The following is an 18,451-nucleotide window of genomic DNA, read 5'->3' as shown; positions in this document are numbered from 1 at the left end:
GGTCCGAATGAGTTGCTGTGGTCCCGAACGCGACACGACCGGCCGACGGCCGGGGGGCTTGACGGGCGCCGACGGCAGGATGCTGGAGCGCCTCGCCGCCACCGCGAGCGACGATCTGCGGATGGTCGGCCTCGCCGGAGGCACGTTCCTCATGGGCAGCACGGATCGGTTCGCCTACCCCGAAGACGGGGAGGGACCCGTTCGCCAGGAGCGGGTGGGGCCGTTCGCCATCGCCCCGACGACGGTGACGGTGGCCGAGTTCGCCGCCTTCGTGCTCGACACCGGGTACCGCAGTGAAGCCGAGAGGTTGGGAGACTCCCTCGTGTTCCAGGGGCTGCTGCCCGAGAGGCTGCGCAGCGGTGCCCCGGCGGTCGCGCAGGCGCCATGGTGGCGTCGGGTCGAGGGTGCCTGCTGGCACCGGCCCGAAGGACCCGGGTCCTCGGTGGAGTCCCGCGGCGCACACCCGGTCACCCACGTCTCGCAGCGGGACGCGATGGCCTACGCCCAGTGGGTCGGTGCCCGGCTTCCGACGGAGACCGAGTGGGAGTTCGCTTCGCGCGGCGGGCTCGAACAGCGACCCTTCCCCTGGGGCGCCGTACGAGAACCGGAGGGAGTGCCCCGCATGAACACCTTCCCCGGTGATTTCCCGGATGGGCCGACCGGTGTGGTGGGCACCGTGCCCGCCGTGTCGTTCGCACCCAACGCCTACGGGTTGCACAACACCACGGGCAATGTCTGGGAGTGGACCGAGAGCGTCTTCGGCGATACCGATGGACGACCTGTGCTGCGAGGCGGATCGTACATGTGCCACGCGTCGTACTGCCGTCGATACCGCACCTCCGCGCGCATCGCGGCGACCGCGGACACGACCCTCGGCCACGCGGGTCTTCGCCTGGCCCTCGACGTCGGCTGATGGGCGGGGGCCCAGGGTGATGGAGTCAGCGGTCCTCATAGCCGTCGGCCCACTCCCCGGTCCCGAAGTCGTAGCCGACCGGTTCGCCCTCCTCATTGGTGCGCTGGTACCACTCGGTGTAACTCTCGTCGGTGGAGTCGATGTCGGCGCCCGCCCCACCCCCGGGCGGGGATTCCACGACCTTCAATGAGAAGTCGTCGCCGTACCGATCCACTCCCTCGGTCACGGCGTTGTTCACCGCGGTCTCGACATAGCGCATGCGTAGCGTGAGCGGATCGGTACGCAATTCCTTGAACCACGCGATGATGGCGACGAGCAGCACGAGCGCGAACGGCACCGCTGTGACGATCACGAGCTGCTGCAACCCTTCCAGTGCCAGTGCGTCACCGAGAAGGAGCATCACGATCGCGATTCCCGACATGACAAGGCCCCAGAAGACGACCACCCAACGGCGGGGCTTTTGATCTCCCTGTGTGGTGAGCATCCCCATCACGACCGAAGCGGAATCGGCGGCGGTGATGAAGAAGATCGCGAGCACCAGGATCACGACATAGGGCAGCCATTCGACATACGGCAGATTTTCGATGAGGGTGAAGAGCACCTCGGGTGCGGGCATGTCATCGGTGAACCCGTCCGCGCCGTCCCGGTACATCCAGATGGAGGTTCCGCCCATCACCCCGTATGCGATGAAGAGCAGCGAAGACGGAATGAGGATCGTGCCGAGGACGAACTGACGGATGCTGCGACCGCGGGAAATACGTGCGATGAAGATGCCCACGAAGGGCGACCAGGAGATCCACCACGCCCAATAGTAGACGGTCCACAACGATTGGAATTCCTGTGTATCCGCACCCCACGAGAGTGAGCGACCCATCATGTCGAACATGGAGCCGAGATACTCCATGATCGCCGAGGGAAGCAGATTCATGAGGAACAGCGTGGGGCCGAGGAAGAGCACGATCACGATCATGCCGATCGTGAGTACGATGTTGATGTTCGACAGGTAGCGGATGCCCCGGGAGACCCCCGAGACGGCCGAAATGATAAAGCCGATGGTCAAAATCGCGATGATGACGACCAGAGTGTCGTTCGTGAGCTCCCCGGCACCCGAGATGACACTGACACCGGAGCCGATCTGCATGGCCGCGATACCGAGAGCGGCGGCGGTGCCGAAGAGTGTTGCGATGATCGCGAAGATGTCGACGAGTTTTCCGGCAAAGCCCTCCGTGAGCCGCTGCCCGAACAATGCGCGGAAGATCGAGGACATGAGCAGGGAGCGACCACGGCGATATGCCGCGTAGGCGACAGAGCCGCCGACCAGCGCGTAGATGGCCCACGCGTGAAAGCCCCAGTGATAGTACATCTGGGCAAGGGCGGTGTGCACCGCCTCTACCGACTCGGCCTCGCTGGTCAGTGGAGGCGGCGAGATGAAGTAGCCGAGGGGCTCTGAAGGACCCCAGAAGAGGACCGCCACACCCAGTCCGGCGGCGAACAGCATCGCAGTCCAGGAGAACGTACTGAACTCGGGCCTCTCGCCGTCCTTGCCGAGCGGAATGTTCCCGTAGGGCGAGAGCGCTATGCCCAAGAGGGAGACGAGCACGACGATGGCCACGACATTGAACATCCACCCGAGGTTGTCGGTCGACCAATAGAAGGCCGTTTCAGCGACCCCGGCGACGCTTTCCGGTGACAAGACGCCCCAGATGACGAAAGCGACCGTCAGTGAGCCGGCGATCGCGAACACGAGCCAGTCGACTCGGTATCGGCGACGCTGCTCGTCGATGGCGATGCCTGGAACCAGGACCGGGTGCGTGTCGTGGGGATACCCGGGATGCTTGTAGTCCAGGCTACCGAACGCCGTGGTGCCAGTCCGATTCTGCGGGCTCAAGGATTCATCGTTTTCCTTGGCGTCCTTGCGACCTTTTCGGCGGCGGCTTGGTTCGTCTCTTCCCGGGTTCGAGTTCTCGGGCATTACAAACACGGCCTCCTCGTGAATATTCGGGCAGAGGCGCAGGTCGGGTCCGCGAAGACGCGAGTGCGCGTTAGGAAGGTTGATCAGGGAGATTGAAAGGGCAGGGGTGGCTCTGTCGAATGCCGGCAGAAGTAGGACACCCTACTGGCGAGGGTGCCGCAGAATGACACACGTGTATCTCTGTGCGCATGTCGTTGTCGGAAAGTGTCGGTCACCGTTCCTGGCAATTTCGATTCGATGCCCCCGGAGCGCTCTCGGTCAGGGTTCGCCGCCCTGCCAACCGATCGCCGCTCCTTCCCACGAGTCGTTCTCGTGGCCGACCGTGTCAGGAGAGGTGCGCAGGCCGGTCGGGTCGCGAAGTACGGCTCGAACCGTAGGGCCCGTCTTGAGCCCGTGCCTGGATCGGCGCTGCCCCAACAATGCAAATTCCGACATATTTGATGTAGGATAACTGTGGCGCACGCCACTGTCAACTCTTCGGATCGTGGTCCGAGGATTGAATCGTCTTGCATTTCTGTTTCGGGATCGATGTCATGATCGTGCTTGATGTTCTGAAGAGCAGGGCTTTCTTGCGTCTTCGAATTCGGCCGTCCGTGAGGTCCTCATGAAGTGAAGTCCTACAAGAAGCGGTCTGCCACGAACTGAAAGAGAAGTTCGGTCTGTCGGCGCAGCCGGTGGTGCGGGTCATTGGCAAGGTGTGTGATGCCTACACCACCCGACGGGCGAACCCGGAGGCCGGGAACCTGGCAGGGAAGGCTCCGCGCGCCGTAAGTGAGCCGAGTCCATGCCGGCCTTCTTTCGCCTCGATGCGGCTCAGCCCTTCGACCGCCGGTGCCTGCTCTGGCGGATGGACGCCCGGACGGTGTCGATCTGGACCGTGTCCGGGCGGTCGAAGAATCTGGGCTTCGGCCACGGGTGGTCGACGAGTGCCGGTGTGTCCTGGTGAATCGCCTGCTCGTATCGCCACCCGTCTCGTGCCGTGGCGATACAGGGCGGGTGGGCGTCTGGAAGTGGCCGTCGCGCCCGCGGTGGAAATGGTCAGCGGGGGAGTAGTTCGTCGATGAGTCCTTCGACGCGTTCGCGGATGTCATCGCGGATGGGGCGGACGGCTTCCACGCCCTGTCCCGCGGGGTCGGGGAGTTCCCAGTCGAGGTAGCGCTTGCCGGGAAAGAACGGGCAGGTATCGCCGCAGCCCATCGTCACGCACACGTCGGAGGCCTCGACAGCGTCGACGGTGAGGACCTTGGGGTTCTGGTCGGTGATGTCGACGCCGACCTCGGCCATGGCCGCGACGACCGCGGGGTTGAGCGTGTCGGCGGGGGCCGAGCCGGCCGAGCGGACCTCGATCCGATCCTCGGACAGGTGGCGTAGCCAGGCGGCGGCCATCTGGGAGCGTCCGGCGTTGTGCACGCAGACGAACAGGACGGACGGCTTGCCGGTGCCGGTCATGGCGGGTGTTCCTCTACTTCGGATCGACGGAAAACGCATCAGGGGAAGCTGATGAGATAATATCAGCGTATGATGACGTCAGTCGATACTGATTCAATGAAGGCCCTGGCCGACCCGCTCAGAATGCGGATCGTGTCCCTGCTCGCCCACGAGACCCTGTGCACCACCCACCTGGTGGAGGAGACCGGAGCCCGCCAGACCAACCTGTCCAACCACCTGCGCCTGCTGCGCGAGGCCGGGGTGGTGGAGACCGAACCATGCGGCCGGTTCACCTACTACCGGTTGCGCCCGGAGGCCCTGGAGGCGCTCTCCGAAGGGCTGTCCGCGTTGGCCGCCATCGCCCGCTCCACTGACGCCGCGCAGAACAAGCGGGCCTGTTGATGGGGCGCTCGGAGAGCACCACACGTGAGATCAGCGCCTCCGCGGTGGCGAAGCTGTCCACCCTGGACCGGTTCCTGGCCGTGTGGATTCTGCTCGCCATGGCCGTCGGCCTGGGCCTGGGACGACTGGTTCCCGGTCTGAACGAACTCCTGGCCGCGCTGGAGGTCGGCGGGATCTCCCTGCCCATCGCCCTGGGGCTGCTGGTCATGATGTACCCGGTGCTGGCCAAGGTCCGCTATGACCGCTTGGACACCGTCACCCGCGACCGCCGCCTGCTCCTGTCCTCCCTGGTGATCAACTGGGTGGTCGGCCCGGCGGTGATGTTCGCGCTGGCCTGGATCTTCCTGGCGGACCTACCCGAGTTCCGCACCGGACTGATCATCGTCGGCCTGGCCCGCTGTATCGCCATGGTCGTCATCTGGAACGACCTGGCGTGCGGGCATCGCGAGGCCGCCGCCGTACTGGTGGCCCTGAACTCGGTCTTCCAGGTCTTGCTCTTCGGTGCGCTGGGCTGGTTCTACCTGGACCTGCTGCCCGGATGGCTGGGCCTGGACACCGGCGGGCTGGATGTGTCCCCCTGGTCGATCGCGCTGAACGTGGTGATCTTCCTCGGCATTCCTCTCGCCGTGGGGTTCCTCACGCGCCGGCTCGGTGAGGGGAAGATGGGACGCGAGCGCTACGAAACCCACTTCCTGCCCCGGATCGGGCCGTGGGCGCTCTACGGGCTGCTGTTCACCATCGTGCTGCTCTTCGCCTTGCAGGGGGAGCGGATCATCGGCCAACCGCTGGACGTGGCCCGCATCGCGGTGCCACTGTTGGCCTACTTCGTCCTGATGTGGTTCGGTACCTTCGCCTTCGCCAAGGCGATCGGGATGGACTACGACCGCACCACCACGCTGGCCTTCACCGCGGCGGGCAACAACTTCGAGCTGGCCATCGCGGTGGCGATCACGACCTTCGGGGTCACCTCCGGTCAGGCACTGGCCGGGGTGGTCGGTCCGCTCATCGAGGTCCCGGTGCTCATCGCCCTGGTCTACGTCTCCCTGGCCTGGCGCAAGCGCTTCACCCCCGAACGCCGGTAGGGGAGTGTTCTCGGGAACGCAGGCCTCGTATCGGCAGGTCTGCGTTCCCGAGCCCCGGCCTTGCCCCCATGGTTTCGGACTTCCCGGACGACCGGGAAAGGACGACCATGCCCACCGAAGGACACCGTGTCGACGTCGTCGTGTCCGGGCCGGTTCATGTGAACCATCGGTGGAGGTCCCGACCCAGAGGCCGCTGGTTCGCTCAGGCCACCGGGGTCACGAGATCCGGCCCGGTTCACCCGGCCCGACCTGCTGTGCAGGGCCGGAGCAGCAACCGCTCTCAGCGGTCAGGACTGATTCCTCGGAGGATTCCGTGGGACTCTCGTGCCGAGAGAGAACCAGTGGTTCGGACACGCTCAGGTCACCGCAGCACCCGCCCTGTTCCGTGGCGGGCTCCCGCACGGCCTCGGGTGCGGGGCCGCAACAACCATCGGCGTCGGCCTTGGTGGCGGTGGGGTCGTCGAACAGCCCGGCCCCGCCACAGACCCCGGTCTCGGGCAGGACCAGCTCCACACGGGCCGCGCCCTCGTGGTCCCCGGCCAGGTGCGCGGCGATGCTGCGCACCTGCTCGTACCCGGTCAGTGCCAGGAAGGTCGGGGCGCGCCCGTAGGACTTCATTCCCGCCAGGAAGAACCCGTCCTCGGGGTGGGAGAGTTCGGCCGCGCCGTGCGGGTAAACGGTGCCGCAGGAGTGCCGGTTGGGGTCGATGAGCGGGGCCAGCTCCACCGGTGCCTGGAGAGTGGGATCCAGACCCAGGCGCACCTCGGACAGCAAGGACAGGTCGGGCCGGAACCCGGTCAGCGCCACGATCTCGTCCACCGGCTCCAGCTCGCGACCGTCCTCGCCGACCAGGACCAGGCGGTCCTCCACCGATCGCACCTGGGCGGTACGGAAGCCGGTCACCACCTCGACGTGTCCCGCCTCGACGGCGGCGCGGGCTCGCCGGCCCAGGGCACCTCGTTCGACGAGCCGGTCGGCCGTGCCCCCGCCGAAGGCGTCCCCGACCTCGCCGCGACGCAGTACCCACACCGCTTTCGTCCCCGGTTTCTCCTGGGCCATCGCGGCCAGGGCCACCAGCGCGGTCAGCGCCGAGTGCCCGCGCCCGACCACGGCGGTGGTCCGTCCGGCATGACGGATCCGGGTCTTCTCCTCGCCAAGGTCGGGGATCCGGTAGGAGATCCGCTCGGCCGCGGCGGCCTCGCCCAGTGCGGGCAGGCCGTCACCGCCCACCGGGTTGGGGGTGCGCCAGGTGCCGGAGGCGTCCACGACCGCATGGGCCGACAGCCGCTCCTGGCCATCACGGGTTCGCACGTGCACGATGAAGGGCTGCTCGGCGCGTCCGGCGTCCACGACGCGGTCCCGACCGAGACGGCTCACCCCGGTCACCTCGGCGCCGAAGCGGACCCGGTCGCCGAGGGCCTCGGCCAGGGGAGCGAGGTAGTCCTCGACCCACTCGTGGCCGGTCGGGTACCCGTCGTCGTCCGGGCGTCGCCAACCGGTGGCGGCGAGTGGCTTCTCCGCTGCCGGGTCGACCAGGTCGCGCCACTTCGAGAAGAGCCGCACGTGCCCCCACTCGGACACCGCCGCCCCGGCTCGGTCGCCCTTCTCCAGGACCAGGACCGGAAGGTCACGTGCGATCAGTTCCGCTGCCGCCGCCAGTCCTGCGGGTCCGGCTCCGATCACCACGACGGGACGTTCGTCGGCCATGACACACCTCTTTCATCGACTGTTGTCTATGGATCGTGACTTTATCGATGGTCATCGATGGACGCAACCATTGATCGTCGTCGATAATGAGGACATGACCCTTGTGCCTCTCGAACACACCGAACGTTCGCTTCCCTCGGTCGACGCCGAGACCTACGCCGCCTGGTTCGCCTGCCTGGCCGAACCGATGCGAGTGCGTCTCCTGCACGCCATCGCCACCGGCCCCGGCTCGGTCAGTGTGGGGGAACTGGCCGGGCTCGTGGGCGTTCGCCAGCCCACCGTCTCCCACCACCTGCGCAAACTCGCCGACGTGGGCTTCGTGACCCTCACCAAGGTGGGCACCTCCACCCGGGTCGCCATCAACCCCGCCTGCTGCACCGGACTGCCCCACGCCGCCGACGTGGTGATGGGCGTACTCAACGCCCGACCGTGCTGTCCCACCGACCTGCCCGCCGACGTCACCACCCGTGCCATGGCCGAGATGGACCTGGAGACGGTCCGGGAGATCTACGCCCAGGGCATCGCCACCGGGCACGCCACCTTCGAGACCGAGGTACCCGACGCCGAAGCCCTGAGGGACAAGTGGATCGACGGGCACCGCTGGGTCGCCGAGGCCGATGGAAGGGTGGTCGGCTGGGCCGCGGCCGCACCGGCCTCCGGTCGAGCGGTCTACGCCGGGGTGGCCGAGGCATCGGTGTACGTCGCCGAAGACGCGCGTGGACGCGGTGTGGGCAAGGTCTTGCTCCACCGCCAGGTCACCGAGGCCGACACCGGCGGTCTATGGACACTCCAGACCTCGATCTTCCCCGAGAACCGAGCCAGTCTGGCCCTGCACCACCAGGCGGGCTTTCGCACCGTGGGCGTGCGCGAGCGGATCGCCCGACTCCACGGCCGATGGCGCGACACCGTTCTGCTGGAACGTCGTGGCGGCGCGGGATCGGACACGGAGGCCTCCCGCGCCGACGACGCGGACCGCTCGACCGTTTGATCGAGTCACCCCACGCAGGAGCCGCCGGAGCGCCCCGTCACACGGCCGGGTGAACCTGCGCCGACCGGCGTCCACATGGAACGGAGGGGTTCCTTCGAGAACCCTCGCACGGTCAGTGGTAGTCGAAGGCCCGGTCCCAGTCCTCGTCGGCACCGAACAGGCTTCGCGGCTTGACGAAATCGTCGGTGCGGTTCAGGACGGACTCCGGCACGAGTTCTCCCTGGGCCCTGCCGCGGACCCGGCACTCCACTCCCAGCGCGGCGCGCAGGGCGTCCTCGAATTCGGCGGCCGCCCGGTCCGCGTGCTCGGGCACCGCCTCCACCTCCACCTCCAGGTGGTCGGATGTGGTGCGGGCCCGCCAGAAGAGGACACCGTAGCGCTCCGGGAGCGAGAAGACCGCGGCCTCCAAACGGGACTGGGACACCTGGGCGATCCCGGTGCCGCGCACCTCGACCTCCCGTCCCAGCACTTCGACGGTCGGCAGCCACCAACCGCACTCGCACGCCTCCTCGCGGATCCGCACCCGGTCCGCCAGGTCGTAGCGCACCAGGGGCATCGCCTCGCGGTAGAGCGTGGTGATGACCAGGTGGCCCATGCCGGTGCGCGAACTACGACCCGTGGCCGGGTCGTACACCTGGGGGAGGAACCGGTCCGCCCACAGGTGCAATCGCCCTTGGGGGCACTCTCCCGCCAGCGAACCGGTCTCGGTGGACCCGTAGTCCTGGATCACGGGGATCCCACCCCACAGACGGCTGATGGCCGCGCGGCGGGCCGGGTCAAGGACTCGCCGGCCACGAGCAGGGAACGCAGGGACGGGAAGTCCCGTCCCGGGTCCATCCCGGCGAATCGGGCCGCCGCGCCCCACAACAGGCACTCGGTGGGCAGGCTCCAGGCCACGGTGACGTCGAGGTCGCGCAGTAGGCGGACGACCCGGGCACCGGTCACCACGGTCGCGCCCCGTGCCCTGGCCGCCCGGTGCGCCTGATGGCCGGTGGTGAGCATGGCGTAGGGCGTGCGCACCATGACGGTGTCGGCCGGGCCCAGGTCCACCCGGCTGCGGGCGAACCGGTCGGCCACGTCCTCCCAATCGCCGTCGGTGAAGTACGAGGCGGTCGGAGCACCGGAGGTGCCGCTGGACTCGTGGTAGGTGGCCAACCGTTCCCGCTCCACGGCCAGCAGACCGAAGGGGTAGGCGTCGCGCAGGTCCGACTTGCCGGTCACCGGTAGGTCCGAGAGGCCGTCGATCCCGGTCATCGAGGACGGGGTACGGAGTCGCCCTTGGTGGAAAGGCGTTCCGAGCGCCCGCTCCAGGGTCCACGCCACCCGTTCCTCCTGGAGCCGGTGGAGTTCGTCGAAGCCGCGCCAGTCCCCCAGAACGGGTAGGTCGCGTGCGAGTGCGGTCCTCACTTGGTCTCCTCGTCGATCAAGCGGTGGGTGTTGGTCCAGAGCACCCGGCGCGACACGTCCTCGGGAAGGCCCAGGAGCCGGTATTCGACCAGTTCGGCTTCGGGGTGCTGGAGCGGGTACTCACTGCCGAACAGCACGCGGTCGGGCCCCAGACGCTCCAACGCCGCTCGGATCACCGCGGTGTAGCCGCCGGAGGTCTCCAGGAGGATGTCGGGATCGGGCGCGATCTGGTCGATCCCGTGCAGATCCATGTCCCCGCCGCCCGCGTGTCCGAGCACGAACACCGTCCCGGGGAACCGCCCGGCCAACCGGACCAGGTCCGCCACGCCGAACCCGGGGCGGCCCAGACAGTGCAGGTAGACATGGTGTCCGACCTGTGCGGCGACCTCCACCAACGCCTCCGTCCGAGGGTCGTCCAGAGCGACCCCGTGTACGCCCGGCGCGAGTTTGAGCCCCCGGAACCCGGAGGCCGCCTCACGGTAGGGCGCGGCGCCGCCGTGCGGGTTCGCGAAGAAGAGGGGGATGAGCCGCCCCCGCGCCGTTTTCGCGGCGGACAGCACGGTTTCGTTGTCGGCGTCGTTCAGTCTCTGCCCGCCCTGGGCGATCTGGCGGGACAGCACGTCCGGGTCGACCACGCCGCCCGCCATCACGATGGTTCGGTCGATCCCACAGGAGTCCATGGTGGCCGGCAGCCGTTCGGTGGCCCCCGGAACGGGGGCCAGGTGCGCGTGCGCGTCGAAGATCCTCCCGGTCATGGTGCCCCCGCATTCCCTCGGGCGGAGGTCAGGTCGAGCACGAACCGGTACCGGGCCTTCTTGGCCGCCATCCGCGCGAAGGCCTCGCCGATCCGCTCCACGGGCACGGTCTCCACCTCGGCCGTGATCCCATGTAGTGCGCAGAAGTCGAGCATCTCCCGGGTCTCGGCGATCCCGCCGAACATCGAGGAGGTCAGCGCGGCCCTGCGGCCGGCCAGGAGGACACCGACCACCGGTGGGGTCGGGCCGAGCGAGCCCATCAGCGCGTACGTGCCGTCGCGGCGCAACAGTTCCAGGTAGGGGTTCAGGTCGTGGGGCGTGCCGATGGTGCTCAGCAGCAGGTCGAAACCACCGGACCAGCGCCCCATCGCCTCCCGGTCGGTGGACACGAGTACGTCGTCCGCGCCGAGCCGGAGGGCATCGTCGCGTGCCGTACACGTCGGCCGTGTCCACGAAGTTGATGCCGGCGTCCAGGGCTCGGTGGATGATGGGCGCGGCGTCCTCGTCGTCGGTTCCTCCCCAGGGCCCGAGCATCATCGTGCCCAGGCAGAACGGATTCACCCTGATTCCGGTGTTGCCCAAGGGTCGCAGGCGCATGATTCCTCACTTCTCCTCGTCGGTCGGGCGCGATCACCGTCGCAGAGCATCCCGCCCGCGCACCTCACGTGTTCACCTGATTTCGGGTGGTCCCCGGCGGTGGGACGGGTACGGGGCGCATCGGACCGGGAGGCTCTGGCGAGGTTTCGGGATGTTCGTCGGATCAGTGGGGTGTGAGGCGCGGACGTGTCCGGACCGCCATGGAGAGGACGAGCATGAGTTCCATCCGGACGCCCCTGAGCGACCTGCGCTTCGAGATCAGCCACCGCTTCCGCCCCTTCGACCTCATCGCGCCGGGGTTCGTCGTGTTCGACACCGACGATCCCGAGGTCTTGAACGGCGGTGCCGGGTGAACGGTGCTCACCGGGCACGCACCGGTCGCCCCCTTCTCGACCGTTCTCGTGGACGTCGGCGCCGACCCGGTCGGGGGAGCCGCGGCGGCGGCACGGTGACGGCGGGGCTTCGCAGCGGTGAGGAGGGCTCGGGGGACGGGGTCGTGGTCGTCTACGACGCCGGGGTCGGTCAGGTCCGGCTGGAGGTGACCGTGGATGGCACAACGACCGTTGCGGCGGACGCGCCGGTCCGTCCGGTCCTGCCTCACCAGCTGGCCGTCACCGTCACCGGCAACGTCGTGACCGCGCTGGTCCGTGACGAGGGAGCGGAGTGGGGCGACCCGCTGTTGGGCAGGGGCGCCGACGTGCGCACCCTGGTGGACCTACGGGACCCGGGGCTCCTGGGGCGGTGGGAGTACGCCTTCGGAGTGTCGGGCGCCGGGCTGCGACGGGTGCGCGCGGGCTACTTCGGTCAGGTGGGCCTGCGCGATCCACAGCTGATCACCCACGCCGACGGGCGCCCCTACACACGCGACGGCCGGTTCTTCCTCACCGCCGGGTGCGCCGGGATGGGCTTCGCGCAGGAGGCGCACTGGGCGGTGTGGGAGTTCGACCCCGATGCGCCGGACCGGATGCGGCAGACCGCCAAGTTGTTCTTCGCCCATGACGGCATCGTGACCGGGGACAACGCAGGGCACGTGGTCTACGACGAGGCCTCTGGCCACTTCTCCCTGGTGGTGTGCGGGGGAGACCTCCCCACCCCGGGGGTGCACGTACGGTGCGCGCGTACCGACGCGGATCTGCTCACGGGGGTGCACGTCATCCCGAACACACGGTTGGCCGCGCCGTCCACCCTGAGCGCCTGGGAGCCGTCGCTGGCCAGGATCGACGGGCGCTGGCACGTGCTCTACGCCGACGTCGTCCGGTTGGCGCCCGAACTGGAGTTCCGTCCCGTCCTCGCCGTGTCCGAACCCGGGGCGGATCTGTCCGCGCCCATGACGGTCGCCGCCGTGGACACGGTCTCTCGGCGCACGGAGGGTTGCGTGCTGCGGCACGTGGGCGGCGGGTGGTGGGCGTTGGCCACCGACGACGCCCAACGCGTGTACAAGGTCTATGACATGGACCTGCGGAGGCTGGGGGAGATCGACGCGCCCTACGTCTCGGGGGGACCACATCCCCAGGCGTTCCCCGTCTCCTCCGAACCCGGTGCCGACTGGGTCATGGTGACCTTCGACGACGAGCAGTACGCCCAGGACGTCCTGGGGTACGGCACCGAGGGGAACGTGGTGGTCATGCGCGCTCCTGGAGCTCGCCGATCCGTTCCTGGAGCCGGGCGTTGATCCGCCGGTTGAACTCCAGGAGCAGGTCGCGCTCCTCCTTGGAGTATTGCTCGATGGTCTCGGTGTAGGAGTGCCCGAGGGCGTCGAAGGTCGCGGTCAGCCGGGCGTACGCGCCGTCGCGGACGAGTTCGACAACGACCTTCCTGCGATCCGTCGCGTCGCGGCCGCGTCGGACGAACCCCGCCCTCTCCAAGCGGTCGACGACGGCGGTGATGGCTCCGCCGCGCGACAGCCCCACGTGCCCGGCCAGCTCGCCGGGGCTCATCGGACCGTTCTTGTCGAGGGCGCCCAAGCAGGTGATGTCGGTGATGTTGATGCCCGCGTACGCCGCGAGGGCCGAGTGGAACCGCACGGACAGGGAGGCTCCCACACGGAGTTCCTCGTAGAGGGCCTTGGTGTCGTCCTGGGGCGTTGACACTGCGCTCACTCTTCCCATAATCTCTCCAAAATAGAGAGACACTAAAGTAGTCATTCTCTAAGTTGCCTTATTTCTGATCCTACCTTCCTGCAGCGGAGTCCACCATGACGGAAGTGCACACCCCACCCATGGCCCGAAGCGGCAAGAGGTGGGTGGTCCTGGGGGTGGTCCTCCTCGCCCTGTTCATGGACCTCGCCGACGCGACCATCGTCAACATCGTCCTGCCCCGTCTCCAGAGCAGCCTCGGCGCCGAGTACTCGGCGGCCCAGTGGATCCTGGCGGGCTACTCCCTGACCTTCGCGCTGGCCCTGATCACCGGCGGGCGCCTCGGCGACATCCTCGGCCGCAAGCGGATGTTCCTCATCGGGATGGCCGGCTTCACGGTGGCCTCGGTGGTGTGCGGCGCCGCGCCCACGGCCGAGGTGCTCATCGCCGGCCGGCTCGCCCAGGGCCTCACCGCGGCCCTGATGGTTCCCCAGGTGATGTCGATCATCATCGTGCTGTTCGACCACAAAGACCGGGCGAAGGCCTTCGTCTTCTACGGCATCACACTCAGCCTGGCCAACGTCAGCGGCCCGCTCCTGGGCGCGGTCCTCGCCGAGGCCGACATCTTCGGCCTGGGCTGGCGCGCCATCTTCTACGTCAACGTCCCGCTGGGCGCGCTCGCCATCGCCCTGGCCCTGTGGCTCATGCCCGAGAACAGGGCCACCGACCCGCTCCGTCTCGACCCGATCGGCATCGTCCTCGTCAGCCTGGCGATGTTCGCCCTCATGTTCCCGCTCATCCAGGGGCGTGAACGCGGCTGGGACGCGCTGTCGCTGGGCCTGCTCGTCGCCTCCGTCCCACTCATGATCCTGTTCGTCCTGCACCAGAGGAACAGGGACCGCACCACGGGTTCGGCACTGGTGCCGCCGTCCCTTTTCACCCACCGTTCCTTCACGGCCGGGGCCGTCGTGATGTTCGTTCTCTTCTCCGGCCTGGCCTCACTCTTCCTCGTCCTGACCTACAACCTCCAACTCGGCCAGGGCTGGACACCGATGCTCACCGCCGTCGCCGTGGTCGGCTGGCCCGTCGGCATCACCCTGATGTCCGGGGTCGCCCAGGCCTACGCCACCACCCACGGGCGCCGCGTGATCGGTATGGGCCTGGCGGTCATGTTGCTCGGCGTGCTCGCCCTGATCGGTGTCCTGTCCGTCATCGGCCCGGCCGCGACCTGGTGGCAGGTCGCGCTACCGGTACTCGTCACCGGCCTGGGAATGGGCATGTGCGTTCCCATCCTGGCCAGTGTCGTACTGGCCGATGTGGGGGAGGAGAACGCCGGTGCCGGGTCCGGCGTCGCCAACGCCGTCATGCAGCTCGGCACGGCCATGGGTGTGGCCGTGGTCGGCGTGCTCTTCTTCTGGCTCGCCACCGGAGACCCCGCGGGACCGAACCGCGGCGAGGCGTTCTCCGACGCCGCCGCCACGACGCTCTGGTACAACGCCGGGGCCTTCCTGATCGCCCTGATCCTGGTCCCCCTGCTGCCCCGCGCAGCCCAACCGGAGCCCGGGGCCCCGCCCACGGCTTCGGCGACTACCGGACCATCGTCGACGTCGGCGGCGGCGACGGGACCCTGCTCAGCCGCATCCTGTCGGAGAACCCCCGGGCGCGAGGGGTGGTACTCGAAACGCCTCAGGTCGCCGAGCAGGCCCGCGCCCTCATCGAGGAACGCGGACTGAGCGGTCGCTGCGAGGTGGTCGAGGGAGACTTCTTCGAGGGAGTGCCGCCGGGAGCGGACGCCTACCTGCTCAAGAGCGTGGTGCACAACTGGAGCGAGGAGTCCTGTGTACGAATCCTCCGCAACTGCCGCTCCGCGATGGGCCGGGGAAGTCGCCTGCTCCTGGTCGAACCGGTCCTGTCCGAACGCGCGGACCCCGGCGCGGAGATGGCCTTGGAGAGCGCGCTGAGCGACCTGAACATGCTGGTTCTGACCGCCGGAGGCGTCGAACGTACCCTCGCGGACTTCACCGTGCTCCTGGAGGCCTCCGGTCTCCGGTTGTGTACGGTCTCCGACCGGGTCGCCGGAACCGATTTCCGCGTGATCGAGGCCGACCCCGTCTGATCACCGATCCGGGGGCGCCGACCGCGTACAGGTACCGGGACGAGAAGAGACCGATGGCGGGGGCGTCCCCCGAGAACAGTGCGGTCCGCGTGGGCGGTCGCTCGGCAACCGACCACGCGGACCGACTGGTGGGCGCCCCACGGGACGAAGACGTCGATGGCGGGGGCCTCACCCGACGGGCTTGCCTGAGTGCACCAGGGAGAAGAGGTCCTTGGGGTCCTCCGGGTCGGCCACCAGGTCGATGAACGTCTGCAGTTCCGTCCCGGTGGTGGAGTCCCGCAGGAATCGCAGCGCGGAGAAGTCGGCGATGGCGAAGCCGACCGAGTCGAAGATGGTGATCTCCTCCTCGTCGCGGCGTCCGCCCTCCGCGCCGGTGAGCACCCGCCAGAACTCGACGACGGGGAAGTCCGGCTCCATCTGCTGGATCTCCCCCTCGACGCGGGTCTGCTCGGTGTACTCCACGAACACCCGTGCCCGACGGAGGATCTCGGCGTCCAGTTCGGTCTTGCCCGGGCAGTCGCCGCCCACCGCGTTGACGTGCGCACCGGGTCGGACCTGCTCGGAGCCCAGAACCGTGTTCCGGGCCTTGTCGGCCGTGCAGGTGGTGATGATGTCCGCTCCGGCCACGGCCTCGTCGGTGGAGGAGATCTCGGTCACCCGGAAGCCCAGGGGCTCCAGGTTGCGGCGCAGCTTCCCGACGGCGGCGGGGGCCACGTCGAAGACGCGCAGGTCCTCGATGCCCAGAGCGGCCCTGAAGGCCAGTGCCTGGAACTCCGCCTGGGAGCCGGCGCCGATCATGGCCATGCGCCGCGCGTCCGTGCGGGCCAGGGCCTTGGCGGTCATGGCCGAGGTCGCGGCGGTACGCAGCGCGGTCAACAGGGTCATCTCGGCGAGGAAGGTCGGATAGCCGTTGTCCACGTCGGCCAGGACCCCGAAGGCGGTGATCGTCTGGAATCCGCGGGCGGGGTTGAAAGGGTGGCCGTTGACGTATGTCAACTTCACCCGAGCCTTAAAGGGTCGGGCTTGGAGGTGTAGGGGCTTAACCCCGGATGTTGGACACGGGGGTGATTGATTACGCCGCGATCGCCAGCGTAGACGCTCTGGAGACCTCGAAGTCGTTCGGAGACACGTTCTGGAGCCTCTTTGGCGGCTACCGTAAGGTCAAGTTGAAACGTAGTTCGGGAAAGGGTGTCTGGTTTGTCTGTTTCTCAACTAGTGCTGTGGCCGGAAAGGTTCGCCCGGGTGTCCTCACGCTGCGATGGGTAGCGGTCGGCCTCCCCAGCGAACACCTTTTTCGCTGCGCACCCGGGCGCGTTCTCGGCGTTGGGCCGCGAGCACGTCCGGGTCGCGGGCATTGGCGTTGCGCCATCGCAGGTAGGCGTGCAGCGCCCGTGTCTGGACCGTGTGGTTGGGGTGGTGGGAGTTGGCGATGGTGAACTGGCGCAAAGGTCCGAAGTGCGCCTCGATCGGGTTGGCCCAGGAGGCGTAGGTGGGGGTGAAGCACAACTCGCCCTTGTTCCTGGCCGCCCAGGTGCGGATCTTGGGGCCCTTGTGCGCGGACAGGTTGTCCATGATCACGTAGACGGGTGCGCCGTCCGGTCGTGCGGCCCGGATCGACTTCAGGGCCTTGAGCGTGTTCGCGCCGCCTTTGCGCCGGTGGTTGACGCCCCACAGGGTGTCGTCTCCCACCGAGTAGCAGCCGTGGAAGTAGGTGATGCCATGGGTGCGCCGGTAGGTGGCCGCGATCCGGTCCGGCAGATTCTTGCGGGCCCAGCCCGAGCCTGGGGTGGGGCGGATGCCCAGCGGTCCGAACTCGTCGAAGGCGAAGACCCGGTCGGGGAAGTGCTCCATGACGTGCTCGATGCGGTCGAGTTTGGCATCGGCCTCGGGGTCGGGTGAGTCCTTCCAGGTCGTGGTGCGTTGGAAGGTGACACCGTGCTGGTGGAGCAGGGTCCGTAGGGTCTCGCGGCCGATGCGCAGGCCTGGTCCGGGGCGGTGGGCCAGGTAGGCGGTGAGTTTGCGCAGCGACCAGCGGGTGAAGGGCCGGCCGAGTTTGGTCGGGCGGGTCGTGGCCGTGTGGATGACGAGGTCTTCCTCATCGGGGGTGAGTAGGCGGGGACGGCCTCCCGCCCATTTAGGGTCCAGGCAGCTCAGCCCTTGGGTGTTGAAGGCGTGGATGACCTCGCGCACGGTCTTTTCGTCAGCGGCGACCAGGCGGGCGATGACCGGGACGGTGTTGCCGCTGGAGGAGGCCAGGATGATCATCGCCCGCCGGTAGCGCACGGTGTTGGTGCTGCCCCGGCGGACGATGCGTTGGAGTTTTTGGCCCTCAGGGTTGGTGAGTCTGCGGGCTTTGAGGGGTGCGGACACCGCGGCTCCCAGGATCGACTGCTGTCGTGGTCAACCCTGGCACCGATCACTGACCCGGGCGAACGTTTCCGGCCACAGCACTAGTTGCAGATTCGGGCCCTCACGCCAGATGAACTCGCAGGTCAGCGAGACTGCTCCCCGCGCACGCGGGGATGGCCCTGGGCGGCCATCTCTCGATTCCGTGGAGAAATGCTGCTCCCCGCGCACGCGGGGATGGCCCCTCACCGAAGCGGTGCAGATCCTCTTCGGTGAGCTGCTCCCCGCGCACGCGGGGATGGCCCCGCTCTGCGGTTGCAGAAGGAAGCCGCGGAGGGCTGCTCCCCGCGCACGCGGGGATGGCCCCCAGCGGGATGATCCCGAGGATCGCAAGGACCGCTGCTCCCCGCGCACGCGGGGATGGACCCGGTCTGCTCGCCAGCCCTTACGGGCTCGGTCCCTGCTCCCCGCGCATGCGGGGGTTGGGTCCGTACCCGCTTCGCGCAAACTAACGAACTCGACCCCGAGAGGTTCCGTGCCGTCATGGGGCCGGTTTCGGGGGAAGCATCACCTGAACGTCGGTGCTCCAATCGTGCGTTTTCCGGGTTTGGTCACCTCACGGTGCTAAACATGGCTCACACCTCGAACATCTGCACCAGGAGT

Annotated in this window: 17 protein-coding genes, 2 pseudogenes and 1 CRISPR repeat array; of the genes and pseudogenes, 8 read left to right on the top strand and 11 right to left on the bottom strand. The window is 68.1% G+C overall.

Features of this window, described 5'->3' with window-relative positions:
• Positions 1-7: 7 nt before the first annotated feature.
• Positions 8-913, top strand: coding sequence for a formylglycine-generating enzyme family protein (locus ACWGSK_RS25605; RefSeq protein ID WP_358511275.1), 906 nt, complete (start codon positions 8-10; stop codon positions 911-913).
• A gap of 25 nt (positions 914-938) precedes the next feature.
• Here ACWGSK_RS25605 and ACWGSK_RS25600 read toward each other — a convergent pair whose 3' ends face one another.
• Together ACWGSK_RS25600 and ACWGSK_RS25595 are read right to left on the bottom strand one after the other, a co-directional pair.
• A complete protein-coding gene (locus ACWGSK_RS25600; protein ID WP_358511273.1) occupies positions 939-2,885 on the bottom strand; it encodes a BCCT family transporter in 1,947 nt (648 codons plus the stop codon).
• A 1,038-nt stretch (positions 2,886-3,923) separates the two neighbouring features.
• Positions 3,924-4,334, bottom strand: a complete 411-nt coding sequence (locus ACWGSK_RS25595; RefSeq protein ID WP_452456982.1) for an arsenate reductase ArsC — start codon at positions 4,332-4,334, stop codon at positions 3,924-3,926.
• 96 nt (positions 4,335-4,430) lie between these two features.
• Between ACWGSK_RS25595 and ACWGSK_RS25590 the strand changes: the two genes are divergently transcribed.
• Together ACWGSK_RS25590 and arsB are read left to right on the top strand one after the other, a co-directional pair.
• A complete protein-coding gene (locus ACWGSK_RS25590; protein ID WP_452456981.1) occupies positions 4,431-4,715 on the top strand; it encodes an ArsR/SmtB family transcription factor in 285 nt (94 codons plus the stop codon).
• The gene (arsB, locus tag ACWGSK_RS25585; RefSeq protein WP_452456980.1) at positions 4,715-5,797 is read left to right on the top strand and encodes an ACR3 family arsenite efflux transporter; all 1,083 of its coding nucleotides are present in this window, start codon (positions 4,715-4,717) and stop codon (positions 5,795-5,797) included. The genes ACWGSK_RS25590 and arsB overlap by 1 nt, the downstream gene beginning before the upstream one ends.
• Before the next feature lie 216 nt (positions 5,798-6,013).
• On the opposite strand, the gene ACWGSK_RS25580 is transcribed toward arsB, so the two are convergent.
• Positions 6,014-7,504 carry an FAD-dependent oxidoreductase gene (locus ACWGSK_RS25580; RefSeq protein ID WP_452456979.1) on the bottom strand — a complete coding sequence of 497 codons (1,491 nt, stop codon included), beginning with the start codon at positions 7,502-7,504 and terminating at the stop codon, positions 6,014-6,016.
• 94 nt (positions 7,505-7,598) lie between these two features.
• Here ACWGSK_RS25580 and ACWGSK_RS25575 point away from each other — a divergent pair, with 94 nt between their 5' ends.
• Complete coding sequence (locus tag ACWGSK_RS25575) at positions 7,599-8,492, top strand: helix-turn-helix domain-containing GNAT family N-acetyltransferase (RefSeq protein ID WP_452456978.1); 894 nt, start codon at positions 7,599-7,601, stop codon at positions 8,490-8,492.
• Positions 8,493-8,604: 112 nt separating this feature from the next.
• Here ACWGSK_RS25575 and ACWGSK_RS25570 read toward each other — a convergent pair whose 3' ends face one another.
• The 5 genes and pseudogenes from ACWGSK_RS25570 to ACWGSK_RS25550 form a co-directional block, all read right to left on the bottom strand.
• On the bottom strand, positions 8,605-9,222 hold the full coding sequence (locus ACWGSK_RS25570) for a phenylacetate--CoA ligase family protein (protein WP_452456977.1): 618 nt from the start codon (positions 9,220-9,222) through the stop codon (positions 8,605-8,607).
• A complete protein-coding gene (locus ACWGSK_RS25565) occupies positions 9,219-9,899 on the bottom strand; it encodes a phenylacetate--CoA ligase family protein (RefSeq protein WP_452456976.1) in 681 nt (226 codons plus the stop codon). The genes ACWGSK_RS25570 and ACWGSK_RS25565 overlap by 4 nt, the downstream gene beginning before the upstream one ends.
• Positions 9,896-10,654, bottom strand: a complete 759-nt coding sequence (locus ACWGSK_RS25560; RefSeq protein ID WP_452457018.1) for an amidohydrolase family protein — start codon at positions 10,652-10,654, stop codon at positions 9,896-9,898. Before ACWGSK_RS25560 ends, ACWGSK_RS25565 begins: the two co-directional genes overlap by 4 nt.
• Positions 10,651-11,070, bottom strand: a pseudogene (locus tag ACWGSK_RS25555) (zinc-binding dehydrogenase); the annotation flags it as partial. The gene ACWGSK_RS25560 and the pseudogene ACWGSK_RS25555, both read right to left, overlap by 4 nt.
• Positions 11,071-11,095: 25 nt before the next feature.
• Positions 11,096-11,191, bottom strand: a pseudogene (locus ACWGSK_RS25550) (aldo/keto reductase); the annotation flags it as partial.
• 275 nt (positions 11,192-11,466) lie between these two features.
• Here ACWGSK_RS25550 and ACWGSK_RS25545 point away from each other — a divergent pair.
• Together ACWGSK_RS25545 and ACWGSK_RS25540 are read left to right on the top strand one after the other, a co-directional pair.
• Positions 11,467-11,604 carry a hypothetical protein gene (locus ACWGSK_RS25545; RefSeq protein WP_452456975.1) on the top strand — a complete coding sequence of 46 codons (138 nt, stop codon included), beginning with the start codon at positions 11,467-11,469 and terminating at the stop codon, positions 11,602-11,604.
• Positions 11,605-11,699: 95 nt separating this feature from the next.
• Positions 11,700-12,923: a hypothetical protein gene (locus tag ACWGSK_RS25540; RefSeq protein ID WP_452456974.1), complete on the top strand. Its 1,224-nt coding sequence runs from the start codon at positions 11,700-11,702 to the stop codon at positions 12,921-12,923.
• Here ACWGSK_RS25540 and ACWGSK_RS25535 read toward each other — a convergent pair.
• Positions 12,874-13,350 carry a MarR family winged helix-turn-helix transcriptional regulator gene (locus ACWGSK_RS25535; protein ID WP_452456973.1) on the bottom strand — a complete coding sequence of 159 codons (477 nt, stop codon included), beginning with the start codon at positions 13,348-13,350 and terminating at the stop codon, positions 12,874-12,876. The genes ACWGSK_RS25540 and ACWGSK_RS25535 overlap by 50 nt on opposite strands.
• 95 nt (positions 13,351-13,445) lie before the next feature.
• Between ACWGSK_RS25535 and ACWGSK_RS25530 the strand changes: the two genes are divergently transcribed.
• Complete coding sequence (locus tag ACWGSK_RS25530) at positions 13,446-15,059, top strand: MFS transporter (protein ID WP_452456972.1); 1,614 nt, start codon at positions 13,446-13,448, stop codon at positions 15,057-15,059.
• On the top strand, positions 14,954-15,442 hold the full coding sequence (locus tag ACWGSK_RS25525) for a methyltransferase (protein WP_452457017.1): 489 nt from the start codon (positions 14,954-14,956) through the stop codon (positions 15,440-15,442). The genes ACWGSK_RS25530 and ACWGSK_RS25525 overlap by 106 nt, the downstream gene beginning before the upstream one ends.
• A gap of 168 nt (positions 15,443-15,610) precedes the next feature.
• On the opposite strand, the gene ACWGSK_RS25520 is transcribed toward ACWGSK_RS25525, so the two are convergent.
• Positions 15,611-16,444, bottom strand: a complete 834-nt coding sequence (locus ACWGSK_RS25520) for an ornithine cyclodeaminase (RefSeq protein ID WP_452456971.1) — start codon at positions 16,442-16,444, stop codon at positions 15,611-15,613.
• A gap of 246 nt (positions 16,445-16,690) precedes the next feature.
• Positions 16,691-17,812 (bottom strand): IS630 family transposase, encoded by a 1,122-nt coding sequence (locus ACWGSK_RS25515; RefSeq protein WP_452456970.1) that lies wholly within the window; start codon positions 17,810-17,812, stop codon positions 16,691-16,693.
• Between the two features lie 130 nt (positions 17,813-17,942).
• A CRISPR array of direct repeats spans positions 17,943-18,216; the repeat unit is 30 nt; unit sequence GCTGCTCCCCGCGCACGCGGGGATGGCCCC.
• Positions 18,217-18,451 lie beyond the last annotated feature (235 nt).

Source organism: Nocardiopsis sp. NPDC055551, assembly GCF_053619415.1.
The sequence above is the reverse complement of the archived record's forward strand: the minus strand, read 5'-3'. Positions and strand labels throughout refer to the sequence as shown.

Excerpts from the sequence above, each read along its gene's own strand:
- ACWGSK_RS25605 (WP_358511275.1), top strand. The coding sequence starts at position 8 with ATGAGTTGCTGTGGTCCCGAACGCGACACGACCGGCCGACGGCCGGGG.
- ACWGSK_RS25595 (WP_452456982.1), bottom strand. The coding sequence starts at position 4,334 with ATGACCGGCACCGGCAAGCCGTCCGTCCTGTTCGTCTGCGTGCACAAC.
- ACWGSK_RS25575 (WP_452456978.1), top strand. The coding sequence starts at position 7,599 with ATGACCCTTGTGCCTCTCGAACACACCGAACGTTCGCTTCCCTCGGTC.
- ACWGSK_RS25530 (WP_452456972.1), top strand. The coding sequence starts at position 13,446 with ATGACGGAAGTGCACACCCCACCCATGGCCCGAAGCGGCAAGAGGTGG.
- ACWGSK_RS25545 (WP_452456975.1), top strand. The coding sequence starts at position 11,467 with ATGAGTTCCATCCGGACGCCCCTGAGCGACCTGCGCTTCGAGATCAGC.
- ACWGSK_RS25580 (WP_452456979.1), bottom strand. The coding sequence starts at position 7,504 with ATGGCCGACGAACGTCCCGTCGTGGTGATCGGAGCCGGACCCGCAGGA.
- ACWGSK_RS25560 (WP_452457018.1), bottom strand. The coding sequence starts at position 10,654 with ATGACCGGGAGGATCTTCGACGCGCACGCGCACCTGGCCCCCGTTCCG.
- arsB (WP_452456980.1), top strand. The coding sequence starts at position 4,715 with ATGGGGCGCTCGGAGAGCACCACACGTGAGATCAGCGCCTCCGCGGTG.
- ACWGSK_RS25600 (WP_358511273.1), bottom strand. The coding sequence starts at position 2,885 with ATGCCCGAGAACTCGAACCCGGGAAGAGACGAACCAAGCCGCCGCCGA.
- ACWGSK_RS25590 (WP_452456981.1), top strand. The coding sequence starts at position 4,431 with ATGAAGGCCCTGGCCGACCCGCTCAGAATGCGGATCGTGTCCCTGCTC.